The 12,381-nt window shown below is 60.5% G+C and carries 13 protein-coding genes; 7 read left to right on the top strand and 6 right to left on the bottom strand.

Features of this window, described 5'->3' with window-relative positions:
• Positions 1–133: 133 nt before the first annotated feature.
• Together CAY53_RS09430 and CAY53_RS09425 are read right to left on the bottom strand one after the other, a co-directional pair.
• Positions 134–1,387, bottom strand: a complete 1,254-nt coding sequence (locus tag CAY53_RS09430; RefSeq protein WP_104936895.1) for a sulfite exporter TauE/SafE family protein — start codon at positions 1,385–1,387, stop codon at positions 134–136.
• A 19-nt stretch (positions 1,388–1,406) separates the two neighbouring features.
• The gene (locus CAY53_RS09425; RefSeq protein ID WP_104936894.1) at positions 1,407–2,213 is read right to left on the bottom strand and encodes a DUF169 domain-containing protein; all 807 of its coding nucleotides are present in this window, start codon (positions 2,211–2,213) and stop codon (positions 1,407–1,409) included.
• A 307-nt stretch (positions 2,214–2,520) separates the two neighbouring features.
• Here CAY53_RS09425 and metX point away from each other — a divergent pair, with 307 nt between their 5' ends.
• Positions 2,521–3,681: a homoserine O-acetyltransferase MetX gene (gene metX / locus CAY53_RS09420; RefSeq protein ID WP_104936893.1), complete on the top strand. Its 1,161-nt coding sequence runs from the start codon at positions 2,521–2,523 to the stop codon at positions 3,679–3,681.
• A complete protein-coding gene (gene metW / locus CAY53_RS09415; RefSeq protein WP_104936892.1) occupies positions 3,665–4,309 on the top strand; it encodes a methionine biosynthesis protein MetW in 645 nt (214 codons plus the stop codon). Before metX ends, metW begins: the two co-directional genes overlap by 17 nt.
• Before the next feature lie 227 nt (positions 4,310–4,536).
• Here metW and CAY53_RS09410 read toward each other — a convergent pair whose 3' ends face one another.
• A complete protein-coding gene (locus CAY53_RS09410) occupies positions 4,537–5,241 on the bottom strand; it encodes a hypothetical protein (protein WP_104936891.1) in 705 nt (234 codons plus the stop codon).
• A gap of 562 nt (positions 5,242–5,803) precedes the next feature.
• Here CAY53_RS09410 and CAY53_RS09405 point away from each other — a divergent pair.
• Positions 5,804–6,991 carry a pyridoxal phosphate-dependent aminotransferase gene (locus CAY53_RS09405; protein WP_104936890.1) on the top strand — a complete coding sequence of 396 codons (1,188 nt, stop codon included), beginning with the start codon at positions 5,804–5,806 and terminating at the stop codon, positions 6,989–6,991.
• A 164-nt stretch (positions 6,992–7,155) separates the two neighbouring features.
• On the opposite strand, the gene CAY53_RS09400 is transcribed toward CAY53_RS09405, so the two are convergent.
• The gene (locus CAY53_RS09400; RefSeq protein ID WP_017865844.1) at positions 7,156–7,413 is read right to left on the bottom strand and encodes a DUF5683 domain-containing protein; all 258 of its coding nucleotides are present in this window, start codon (positions 7,411–7,413) and stop codon (positions 7,156–7,158) included.
• A 55-nt stretch (positions 7,414–7,468) separates the two neighbouring features.
• Complete coding sequence (gene cobO, locus CAY53_RS09395) at positions 7,469–7,987, bottom strand: cob(I)yrinic acid a,c-diamide adenosyltransferase (protein WP_017865845.1); 519 nt, start codon at positions 7,985–7,987, stop codon at positions 7,469–7,471.
• A 189-nt stretch (positions 7,988–8,176) separates the two neighbouring features.
• On the opposite strand from cobO, the gene purM reads away from it, so the two are divergent.
• Complete coding sequence (purM, locus tag CAY53_RS09390) at positions 8,177–9,235, top strand: phosphoribosylformylglycinamidine cyclo-ligase (protein ID WP_104936889.1); 1,059 nt, start codon at positions 8,177–8,179, stop codon at positions 9,233–9,235.
• On the opposite strand, the gene CAY53_RS12730 is transcribed toward purM, so the two are convergent.
• Positions 9,169–9,777 carry a hypothetical protein gene (locus tag CAY53_RS12730; RefSeq protein WP_146106477.1) on the bottom strand — a complete coding sequence of 203 codons (609 nt, stop codon included), beginning with the start codon at positions 9,775–9,777 and terminating at the stop codon, positions 9,169–9,171. The genes purM and CAY53_RS12730 overlap by 67 nt on opposite strands.
• A gap of 15 nt (positions 9,778–9,792) precedes the next feature.
• On the opposite strand from CAY53_RS12730, the gene CAY53_RS09385 reads away from it, so the two are divergent.
• From CAY53_RS09385 to CAY53_RS09375, 3 genes are read left to right on the top strand one after another with little or no spacing between them, the layout of a single operon-like run.
• Positions 9,793–10,176, top strand: coding sequence for a response regulator (locus tag CAY53_RS09385; protein WP_017866505.1), 384 nt, complete (start codon positions 9,793–9,795; stop codon positions 10,174–10,176).
• Positions 10,177–10,220: 44 nt separating this feature from the next.
• Entirely contained in the window at positions 10,221–11,954 is a 1,734-nt protein-coding gene (locus tag CAY53_RS09380) for a sensor histidine kinase (protein WP_104936888.1), read from the top strand.
• 3 nt (positions 11,955–11,957) lie between these two features.
• Positions 11,958–12,365 (top strand): response regulator, encoded by a 408-nt coding sequence (locus CAY53_RS09375; RefSeq protein WP_017865850.1) that lies wholly within the window; start codon positions 11,958–11,960, stop codon positions 12,363–12,365.
• Positions 12,366–12,381 lie beyond the last annotated feature (16 nt).

The raw sequence follows: 12,381 nt of genomic DNA, 5'->3' as shown, positions 1-12,381 counted from the left end.
TTATTTTTAAAAAGGAGATTGTTGCTGTATTACCAGAGGCGCATGTCGAAGAAGCATCCAGCCAAAGGGGGCAGGGCAGGTTCATGGGCTTCGCGGCCGGGGTCGCCGGGAGGCGGCCCCGGTTGTTGCTGTCTTACCAGAGGCGCATGCCGAAGAAGCCGCGCAGCACGTAGTTGATGCCGACGATGAAGGCGATCACGATGAAGAGCCGTTTCAGCCAGATGTCGGGGATGTATTTGGAAGTGATCGGGCCGAGCCAGGAACCGGCCACGATGCCGCAGAGTTCTATGCCGATCAGCGGCCAGAACACCGGTGTGCCGCTGGTCATGAAGGTGGTGATGGAGGTCACCATGCCGACCAGCACCGCGAAGGCCGAGGTGCCGGCGGCCAGATACATGGGCAGCTGGTTGATACCGGTCAGGATAGGCACGAGCAGGAAGCCGCCGCCCACGCCCAGGAAGGAGGCTGCCGAGGCGACCAGAAAGCCGGCGATAATCGGCACGACCGGGTTGAAGGAGAAATCCACGCCGCAAAAGGCAAATTCCACTTTCAGCGGGCTGATCTTTTTGATGACGACCCGGGTGCCCTTGCTGTCGCCGCCATGGGCCTTGCTGGCCTCTTCAAAGGCCTTGGCCGCGAGGTTGGCCTTTTGCTTTTTGGCGCGGGCATAGGCCGTGGTGCCGTAAAAGAGGTAGCAGCCCAGAGCCAGCACGAAAATGCCGAAATAGCCCACATAGGCCTTGAAATCCACCTTGCCCTGGGTGAGCATGGGCACGAGAATGGAGCCGACCAGGGAACCGATGCCCAGGGCGATGCCCAGCGGCAGCACGATACGGCCCAGCGTCCAGTACTTGAAGGAGGAGATCAGGGACGATGTCCCCACGAGCCACTGGTTGGACACGCGGATGGAGTCGGTCACCAGTTTGTTCATGACCGTTTTCTTGCCGAATGACGCGGCGTAGTCGCCCAGCCCGAAGACGCTGATGTGGCCGACCGAGGCCATGACGCCGCCGAAGGCGCCGACGCTGGAGAAGATCCAGCCGACCCAGATGGCCCAGAGAAAGGCCAGAACGACATTGACCTTGGGGCCTCCGGGAATGCCCAGAAAGCCCGGCTTGGCGTTCATGTCCAGCTTGCCGTCCGTATAGGCGGCGGCAATGGCCTCTTTCAACTTTTCGTTGCCAAAGGCCGACAGATCGGGCGCAGCCTTGGCGGCCTCGTCCATAGCGGCGTTGACCGCTTCGCCGGCCGCTTCCATGGTTGCGACCGCTGCCGGTCCATTATTTTGCTCGCCTGCTCCCTCTGCCCGGGCGGAACCCGGCTGCCACATGGCCAGTGCAGCCAGCATCACTGCCAGCCCCAGCAGGGAACGCATGTTTTTCCTCATGTTGCCAACCTCCTGATGTTCAGTTTTTGCCGCAGCCTTCGCAGGCCGCAGTGTCGTTTTTAAAAATAATGATCGGGCAGTTCTTGCAGATGTCGCCGCCGGGGAAATAGTCGCCGGGCCGGGTGATGGCGGCCGAACCCTTTTCCTCGATACGGGCCAGCAGACGCTCAACTACCGCGCCGATCTGTGTGCCGGGAATGGTCACGTTGACCTCGCCGCGCTCCGTTTTGCCCGCGTTGTAGGAGCCGGAGCAGGGCGGACAGAAGTTGAAGGCCTGTTCCAGAAAGCTGTAGGCGCTGCTGCCGCAGGCCGAAGAACTCATCATCAGCAGCGGCCGGATCGGATGGGTATCGGTCGCGGCCATGTAGTCCACGGCCAGGTGATAGGCCTGCATGGAGTCGCAATAAAAATGCACGACGGAGGGCGGCAGCACTGCCTGTCCCAGAGGCCCCACAGCCAGGGCCCTGATGCTGTCCTTGGGCAGATGGGGCTTGGAGCGGAGAAAGCGCTCCGCCTGGGCTGCGTCCACACAGTACTTGAGCTGGGATTTGATTTCGCCTTCGTCGATTTCATGCCAGCCGAAACTGCACTGGGCGTTGGTGCAGAAGAGCTTGTCCTTGGTGCCGAGCACGGTCTTGCCCTGCATCCGGGCGGCGATCTCCCACTGGCAGAAGGTCAGCGATTTGACCGGCACCACGTGGGGTGTCGTGCGTTTGAACTCTGCCACCTCTGCATCCGTGGCGAGAAAGGTCACGGCAATGGGATGATGGTACAGACGCAGTTCATCCATCAGGTGGCGTTCCATTTCGGCGTAACTGAGCGGCATGATGTTCTCCTTGGTACAGGGTGGGTGAAAGGCTGGGATGCCTGGGTGATGCAGAAGTTCTGGGTGATGCGAAATTTCTTTGCTTAAAGGATTATGCTGTTTTTGTAAAGGAGTTTCCCTGTCCTATATCTTGGGGCCGCCAGGGCCGGATCTCCGGCGGCAAGGCCTGTCGGCGAGCCGCCATGCTTCCTGCGCTATGCGGTGGTAAAGGCCGGCCCGTCATGGTAGGATGGCGCGATTGTAAATCGTGCTTATCCTTGCCGCCATCAGCGCTCGTTTTTAACAACGATTTTCCGCAGGTAACGACATGAGCATTGCCAGCAGTCCACAGGCAGAGACGGCCAGGCTGATTGTCAGGCGGCAATTCTACACCTTTGCCGAGCCGCCGAACCAGATGGTTCTGGACAGCGGGGCCAGGCTGGGCCCCATCACCCTGGCCTACGAGACCATCGGCCAGCTCAACGCCGACCGATCGAACGCGGTGCTCATTCTGCACGCCTGCTCGGGCGATGCGCACGTGGCCGGCTATTCGAGCGAGTCCGATACCCGCCCCGGCTGGTGGGACAACATGGTGGGTCCGGGCAAGGCCATTGACACCAATATCTATTTCGTTATCTGCAGCAATATTCTCGGCAGTTGCGTGGGCTCATCCGGGCCGGCGTCCATCAATCCGGCCACCTGCGACTTCTATGGCCTCAGCTTTCCCATGGTCACCATCGGCGACATGGTGCGGGCGCAAAAGCACCTGATCGAGCATCTGGGCATCAGGAAGCTGATGGCCCTGATCGGCGGCTCGGTGGGCGGCATGCAGGTTTTGCAGTGGTGCGTGGACTATCCCGAAATGGTGCGTTCGGCCATTCCGCTCGCCACCACGAGCCGGCATTCGGCCCAGGCCATTGCCTTCAACGAGGTGGCCCGGCAGGCCATCATGGCCGACCCGGCCTGGAACCACGGCAACTATTACGACGGTCCCGGCCCTGCCCACGGGCTCGCGGTGGCACGCATGATCGGGCATGTGACCTATCTCTCCGATGCCGCCATGCGGGAAAAATTCGGCCGCAGGCTGCACAGCAGCAGTCTGTCCTTCAACTTTGGCGGCGATTTCGAGGTGGAAAGCTATCTGCACCATCAGGGCAAGAAATTTGTGGACCGCTTCGACGCCAACTCCCTGCTCTACATCACCAAGGCGGCCGACTACTTTGACCTGGGCCGCGACGGCAGCCACCAGCTCATCAGGCCGGAGCTGGCGAAGGTGCCCTTTCTGGTGCTGTCCTTCAGCTCGGACTGGCTCTATCCGACCTATCAGTCCAAGGCGATCGTGGCAGCGCTCAAGAAGAACGGCAGCGATGTGAGTTTCTGCGAAATAGAGGCGCAGTGGGGTCATGACGCCTTTCTTTTGCCCAACGACAACATGAACCGGCTCGTCAGCGGCTTTCTGGCGCGGATCTACCATGCACACTGTATCTGACAGCGACAGGGGCGGCGCGCTTTTGCGCTATGACCTGCAGGTGATAGCCTCCTGGATAGCGCCCGGTGAGCGGGTGCTCGACCTGGGCTGCGGCAACGGCGATCTGCTGGCCCATCTGCGTGATTGCAAGCAGGTGCAGGCCACGGGCATAGAACTGGACGAGTCCAAGGTGGCCCGCTGCATCCAGCGGGGGCTGACGGTGCTGCAGGGCGATTTCTGTACGGAAATTGGCGACTACCCGGACAACTGCTTTGACGTGGTCATCCTGAGCCAGACTCTGCAGCAGATTGGCAGACCCCACGATTTGCTGCTGGACATGCTGCGCGTCGGCAGGCGCGCCATCGTGAGTTTTCCGAATTTCGCCCACTGGCGCGTCCGCCTGCAGATGCTCGCCTGCGGCCGTGCGCCCATCACCGACCAACTGCCCTACGCATGGTATGACACGCCCAATATCCGGGTGCTGTCCATTGGCGATTTCCAGCGCTTCATGCGCCGCTTTGGCATGCAGGCCGTGCGCGAGGTGGCCATCAACACCCACCACCACGAAACCCGGGGCCATCAGGTGCGCACCCTCACCAATCTGCGGGCCACCTATGGCATTTTCATGCTGGAGAAGGAGGTCAGGTAGCCCAAAATCCGCCCAGAAAAAGCCGCGCCCACAGGGCAGATTTTCTGTTCAGGGCCTTGGCTGTCCTGCGGAGACCGCCTTTTGGCGCTGCAGCGGAGGCGGTGCCGGGGCCTGCTGCTTCAGGCCCGGTTCCGGCCCTCGGCCGCAAGGCGCTCGTCAAGGAGAACGGCATAAAAAAGGCCGGCGCCTTTTGGCGCCGGCCTGCTCCCTCCCCCCTTCCAAATAAATCAGATACAGAGTTCCTGCTCGTTGCAGACGCGGACGCTCCGGATCGCCTTGCTGAGCATATCGGCAAAGTTCTTGCTGGTCTGGGCCTGTTTTTGCATCTCAGCGCTTTTGGAGTCCAGAACACCCACCTTGTTGGACGGCGGCGTTTTCACCTCGGCCAGCATCACGTGATTGGCCACGCCGTCACTGAAAATCGCCACATAGTCGATCAGCCCGTAGTCCTGGGTGCCCAGTTTGGAGCACGTGGCCTGAAAGCCCAGCTGGTCGCGGTATTTGCTCCCAAGCTGCAGGTCCTGCACCTTGCTGTCCGGGCAGCCTGCCAGTGGTTTCAGGATCTGCGCCTTCAGCGTGCTTGCATCCTGGACAGGCATCAGCTTCTGATACATCACCCGAGCCGGCGTGCTTTCGGCGCTGGAGCCTTCCACTATCCATTCGGCAACCCCGGAATTCCGGAGAGCGGGATCATCGTTCTCCACCCAGCGCACCTGTTCCGGCGGAGAAAAGGTCAGATAGGCGATTTTTTTGCCGCCATTTTTTTCCACCTCGGCGCTCTGCGCCTGACCGGCATTGGCGGGATTCACCTCTGGCTTGCCCTTTTTCCTGCCCATCCGGCCCCCCCCTGCACACCCGGCCAGCACCAGGGCCAGGATGCAAAGCAAAAGGATGATTTTCAGAAAGCCTTTTTTCTTCTTTGGTGATTGCATAAAATTTCCACCTCAAAAGTTGGGGCAGGAGGGGTACCGTTATCCCCCTGCCTTCCATGTTCTAAGCCTGATGCCGGACCCCGAAAGCGGCATCTTCCCGCCCCGGCTCTCCATCCCTGGGCCATGCCCCTGTAAACAGGAGTCTGATTACAAAATACGAATCGGGGCTTATGCTAATTTATCGTTTTTTTGGGGTTTCCATAGAAAATTCAGCCTTTGTATTACATAGGCGCCCTGTTAATTACTATTTTCGCGGACTATACGCAATGTCCCTTTGCCGTGCAAGTTTTTTGTGGCCCCTTTTCCTGTAACAGGGCGTGGCGGCGCGGGGCACAAGCGTCCTGCCCCTGTCCGCTGGTACTCCTGAAAAAAGGAAAGCAATTCGCAGGCATTCCGGCTATCTTGTGGACCTGCGGCGGCATGGCGAGGCCAGAGGCTGCAGAAGCCGCGGTTCCCGTGCGCCCCAGCGGCTCTCGCCTGTCTGAAGACCGGGAACAGCGGGAATGGGCGGCCGCCTGCGGGCGCTTTGCATCCCCCCTTTCATCCCTGCAAGGAGGCAGATATGGGTATTGCCAGAAAGATGCGCGAAATGAACGAAAAGTCGTCCACGATTCGCAAGATGTTTGAAGAGGGCCTGCGCATGAAGGCGCAGTTCGGCGTGGACAATGTCTATGATTTCAGCCTGGGCAATCCGGACGTGCCGCCGCCGGCCCGCTTTTCCCAGATCCTGCAACAGGTGGCGGCCGAGGAGAGGCCCGGGGTGCACAGCTATATGCCGAATCCCGGCTTCATGGCCACCCGTGAGGCCGTGGCGGCCCGGGTTTCCAGAGAGCAGGGGCTGAAGCTCGCCGGCACGGATGTGGTGATGAACTGCGGTGCGGCCGGCGCGCTGAATGTCATCTTCAAGGCCGTGCTCGACCCTGGCGACGAGGTGCTGGTGCCAGCGCCCTACTTTGTGGAGTACGGCTTTTATGCGGACAATCACGGCGGCGTGCTCAAGACTGTGGCATGCGACGCACAGTTCAACCTGGATCTGAACGCCATCGAAGCCGCGCTGACGCCAAAAACCAAGGTGGTTCTGCTGAACAGCCCGAACAACCCGACCGGCCAGATCTATCCGGCCGCGGCCCTGAATGAACTGGGCGCCCTTTTGGACCGTGCGAGCAGGAAGTTCGGTCACCGCATTTTCATGGTTGCGGACGAGCCCTACCGGAACATCGTGTTTGACAACAACACGGTGGCGCCGTTCATGCAGGCTTCGACCAACACGCTTGTGGCCTCCTCCTTTTCCAAGGAGCTTTCGGTGCCGGGCGAGCGCATCGGCTACATCGCCGTGCATCCGGACATGGAAGACAAGGAGGCGCTGCTCTCGGCCCTGATTCTGGGTCTGCGCATCCTGGGCTTTGTCAACGCCCCGGCCCTGATGCAGCGCGTGGTGGCGCGGCTGGACGGCGCGGCGGTGGAGAGCGGTGTGTATGCACAGCGACTCGCCGCCTTCTGCGAGGTCCTGGATGCCGCCGGCCTCGAATACGTGCGGCCCAAGGGCGCCTTCTATCTCTTCCCCAAAACGCCGATTGCCGACGACGCCAGGTTCTGCGCCCTCTTGCAGGACGAGCGCATCCTTGCGGTGCCGGGCCGTAGCTTTGGGCTGGCCGGTCATATCCGCTTGGCCTTCTGTGTGGAGGAAAAGGTGATTCGCGCCTCGGCGGAAGGCTTCAAAAGGGCGGTGGCAGCCGCCGGGAAGCTGTAATCTCACCGCTCGTTTCGCTGCACAAGCCGGCCTTTCCTGGTGGAAGGCCGGCCATTTTTATCGCCCGCGCGGCGCGGTTCGGGCCTGATGCCCGTACCCTTTGCCGGCGGATGCCGCAGGAAAGGTTCAGTTTCTGATGGCCTGAAGCCCGATAGCAGGGCAGCTCAGTGATACGGGTGCCTCTGGGCGAAATTGTAGGCGGTTACGGCGGCGACCACGTGGCAGAGCCAGCCCAGCAGGCCGCCGGTGCCCAGCCAGAGGCCGGGCGTGATAAGCAGCCAGAGCAGGGCACGCCAGAAGGTGCCGTTGTAGATCTGGCCAAGACCCGGCAGCAGGGCGCTGAGCACGGCGGCGGTGCCGGGATTGCGAATACGGGCGGAGTAGTCCTGGGGCATCTTGTCCTCCTGGGCTTCAGGTGTCATGGTTCGCTCGTTTGTGCATAGTGTAATACGGTCCAGTCCGGGATCAAGGCAGCTCTCAGAATTCCACGCCCCGCTGAGCCTTGATGCCCTGCTGCAGGGGATGCTTGACGGCCTGCATCTCGGTCACCAGATCGGCCAGCTCGATCAGGGGCTCTGGCGCGTAGCGGCCGGTGATGACCAGGTGCAGGGCAGGATCGCGCTGGGCCAGCGTTTCCAGGCACGGCGCCAAATCCAGCATCCGGTAGTGCAGAAGATAGGTGAACTCGTCCAGAATGATCATATGGTACCGGCCAGAACCCATGCGTTCCCGGGCAAAGTTCCAGCCTTCCAGGGCCAGCCGCCGGTCTTCGTCCAGATTGTCGGATTTCCAGGTAAAGCCCCGGCCCATGGTATGCAGCTCCACGCCCAGCTTTGGCAAGGCGTCCAGCTCGCCGTAGCGCCAGTTGCCCTTGATGAACTGGATGACGCAGACCGGCAGTCCGTGCCCGGAGGCGCGCAGGGCCATGCCCAGAGCGGCCGTGGTCTTGCCCTTGCCCGTGCCGGTGAAAACCATGAGCAATCCTTTTGTTTCCATTTGAACCCCCTGAACTTGCAGATAAAAAAGTCGAAACCGCCTTTCCCGGACAAGGAAAGGAAGAGCCTGGATTGAAACGCGCAAAACAGTTGACAAGGACACGGAAGAATCGGTACAAATTCTTTGACTGCCGGGCAGAACAGGGAAAGCGCGGCACGCCCATCAGACAATCGCATACATACTGTGAACATGACAAGCGAGCAAGTATTCCGGAAATATTCAGAGGCCGGCGTGGATATCGACAGGGGCAACGCCTTTGTCGAGCGCATCAAACCGCTGGTCGCTGCCACCCACAAACGCGGCGTGCTGAGCGATCTGGGAGGTTTTTCCGGCCTCTTCAGCCTGAGCGGCGAGCACGTGAACAATCCGGTGCTCGTGTCGTCCACCGATGGTGTGGGCACCAAGCTCGCTGTCGCCAAGCTGATGAACCGGCACGACACCATTGGCATCGATCTGGTGGCCATGTGTGTGAACGACGTGGTGGTCTGCGGAGCCAAGCCGCTCTTTTTTCTCGACTATTTTGCCAGCAGCGCGCTGGAGCTGGATCAGGCGACCGAGGTCCTGCGGGGCATTGCAGAGGGCTGCAGGCAGGCAGGCTGCTCGCTGATTGGCGGCGAGACCGCGGAAATGCCGGGGCTCTATCAACCGGGCGACTATGACCTGGCCGGCTTTGCCGTGGGCATCTGCGACCGCGACATGATCATCGACGGCAGCGATATCCGGGTGGGCAATAAAATCATCGGGCTGGCCTCGAGCGGCCTGCACTCCAATGGCTATTCCCTGGCACGGAAAATCTTTTTTGAAACCGAGGGCAGAAAGGTCGACGACTACGTGGCCGAGCTGGGCCGTACTGTGGGTGAGGAGCTGCTGACCCCGACCAGGATCTATGTGGAGACACTGGTCAACACCCTGCGCCGCCACCGGATCAACGGGCTGGTGCATATCACCGGCGGCGGCTTTCTGGACAATATCCCCCGGGTGCTGCCGACCGGCTGTGTGGCCCAGATCGAGCCCGGCTCCTGGCCGGTGCCCCCGGTCTTCGGCTATCTGCAGGACAAGGGTCAGGTGAGCCCGCTGGAAATGTACCGCACCTTCAACATGGGCATCGGCATGATTGCCATAGTTGGAGCCAGGGAGGTGGAAGACCTCATGCAGCAGTTCGAGGCCTTTGGTGAAAAAGCCTATCTTATCGGCGAAATCAGGGCAGCCAGTCCTGGCAAGGCGGTCTGCATGAGCGGCCTGTGCTGATCGTGCCCCTGTTCCGGCGTGCCAGGCCAGGCTTGCAGACAAACGGGCACGAACGCGAGCGCCCAGCGCCTGGACAGCGTCTGTGAGAGCGCTGCCGGATAAAAACCACTCGCCTGCCGAATATCCGGAAAACAGACTGTTCTGCAACAGACTCTCATATTTTCAGACAGATCATGGCCCACAGGCGGCTTGGCATCCTCGTTGTTGCTAAAGTCCGGGTTCTTGATTTCCGTGGACCTTTTGAAGTGCTCTCTGATACCCGGCTCAACGTATCGCGTCCTCTCGGCAATTTGCCACCAGATGCTGATTGTCAGAAGCATCCTTCCAGCCAATGCCGTGTTTTCCCTGTCAAAGGCACCAGGGTCTTGCCCCATGGGGCGGCCCGCCATCCAGGGGAAACAGGGGATGGAGAACAGGGTGTATTGGCGGGCGCCATGAGCCCCGGTGCCGTTATTTTTTGGAGCATCACAAAAAATCTGGTGGAAAGGCGGCTGTTCTGGGTACATTAGGAAAAGTTTTTCTACTTTCTTTTTTTCATTCAAACACCGAGGGCCGTAATGGCAGAAGCGATACGGGTGCTCATTGTCGATGACGAAGAAGATTTCCGCGAAACGATCATCAAAAGACTGAAGGTTCGCAAACTGGAGGCCTGCGGCGCGGGCACCGGCACGGCAGCGCTGGACCTGCTCCGGGAAAAGGAATTCGACGTGATGGTTCTGGACGTGAAGATGCCGGACATGAACGGTGTGGACACGCTCAAGGCAGCCAAGCAGATTGCGCCGAATGTGGAGGTGATCATGCTCACCGGCCACGCCTCCATGGAATTTGGCATGAAGGGCATGCAGTTGGGCGCTTTCGACTATATCATGAAACCGGTGCCCATCAACGAGCTGCTGGACACCATCACCCAGGCCTACAACAAGAAGCAAGGTCTGGCCTGAGCCGGCAAACCCGGCAATTATGTACTCCCACCGGAGGGATGCGTATGCGAGTCTGGGATATGAGCCTCTTGCAGGACAATCCGAGTACGACCAGGGCGCCCAGAGAATCCATCCATGCCTATGTGTACAGCGAAGCCAACCGTCAGCAGATGGGCCAGCGCTTCAGGCGGCTGCAACGCAAGCTGACCATTGGCCTGATTATCGGCTTTCTCCTGCCGAACGCGCTTTTGGCTGCGTATTTCCACCACCAGCTCACCCATTCCCTGAAAAACAGCGCCATCCTGAAACTGGCCACTCTGGCCGACAATCAGAAAAATGCCCTGGACCTCTACCTGCAGGCCCGGGTGAGCAATCTCTCCACCCTTTTGCCCGATCCCAGCCTGAGCCAGGCACCCTCGCAGGACGGGCTGGCCGCCGGCCTGAAACGCCTGAATGCGCTGCACGAAGACTTCACGGGTCTGGGGCTTCTGGATGCGGGCGGCACGGTGCGGGCCTATGCGGGCCCTGTGCCGGAGCAGGGCAAAACCCTGGGCCTCGCTCCCTGGCTGGGCGCTCTTTTCGACGGCAGCCGCAGCTACTGCATAGGTGATATCCACACGGAGGAGGGAGAGGTACAGCAGGGCATCGTGGCAGTGCGTCGCACCCTGGACGGTCGAAACGACATCCTTTTCGCCAGTCTGAATCCCGACCGCCTGGCCGAAGTGTTGGCGAACCCGGCGCCTGACGACACTGTGCACAGGTCCCTGCTGCATGACCAGAGCGCCTCCGGTTCCTCCAAAGAAGCGGAGGTACGGGAGCGGATGACAGACGATGAACCGGTCCTGAGCGCCCGCATCCGGCTTGCCGAAGCGCCATGGCTGCTGGAACTCTCGCAGCCGCTCCCGGTGGCCATGGCTGAAATGTATCACGCCCGCCGCGTGCTGCTCTGGAGCCTGATCGCCATCACGCTCCTGTTTTCCCTCCTCATCACCTTTACCATCAGCAAACTGATGCAGGATGCCCGGCGCATGGCCGACAGGGGCAGCAGGCTGCAGGAAATGCTGGTGCATGCCTCCAAGCTCGCCTCCATCGGCGAACTGGCTGCGGGTGTGGCCCATGAAATCAACAATCCCCTGGCCATCATCATGGCCGAGAGCGGCGTCATCCGCGACATGTTCACCCCGGAATTCGAGTTGGATCACAGCCGCGAGGCGCTGGAAAAGGAGCTGGCCGTTATCGACAAGGCCGCAACCCGGGCCAAGGGCATCACGAGACGGCTGCAGGAAATGGCCAAGGCACGGGTGCCGCAGTCAGAGCCCTGCGACCTCAACGCACAGGTGAGCAACACCCTGGCCCGGCTGCGGAAGGTGGAGCTGAAAACCAAAAGAAATCTGGATATTCAGCTCGACCTGGACCCGGATTTGCCGGCAGTTTTGGCCGAGGCCGAACCCATACGACAGGTTATCGGCAACCTGCTTCTGAATGCGGCGGACGCCATTGGCGAGGAGCGCGGCGTCATTGCCATCAGCACCGGCATGGAAGACAGGATGCTGGCCATCCACATTGCCGATACGGGCCGGGGTATTCCGCCCGAAAATCTGGAGCGCATTTTCCACCCCTTTTTCACCACCAAGGGCGGGGCCTACGGCACCGGGCTCGGGCTTTCCATAGCCGCCAGCATTGTCAAATATCTGGGCGGCGTCATCAAGGTGAGCAGCATTGTCGGCAAAGGCAGCACCTTTACCGTGCTTTTGCCCAACAATTTCACCTGCCCCATCAATCCCCAAGAGGCAGCATAAATCATGGACAGAAAATTCAAGGTTCTTCTGGTGGACGACGAGGACATCTTCCGCGAAGCCACGGCCCGCCAGCTCAGGGTGCGCGGCTTTGTCGTCAATGCCGCCGACAGCGGCGAGGCGGCCCTGGAGCTGGTGCACAGCGATCCGCCGGACGTGGTGCTCCTGGACCAGCAGATGCCCGGTTTGTCGGGTTCCGAAACCTTTGCGGCCATCAAGCAGGCGAATCCGCTCATCGAGGTCATCATGCTGACCGGCAACACCAGTGTGGACGACGCGCTGGAGCTGATGAAGCTGGGCACCTTCGACTACCTGATGAAGCCCGTGAATCTGGAAGAACTGCTCTACAAGATAGAAGACGCCTATGCCAGAAAGCAGATCAACGAGCGCCAGTTGAGTGCTGGCCTGGCCTGAAAAAGCCCCCTGGAGG

This window comes from Desulfobulbus oralis, from assembly GCF_002952055.1.
GTDB lineage: Bacteria > Desulfobacterota > Desulfobulbia > Desulfobulbales > Desulfobulbaceae > Desulfobulbus > Desulfobulbus oralis.
The sequence above is the reverse complement of the archived record's forward strand: the minus strand, read 5'-3'. Positions and strand labels throughout refer to the sequence as shown.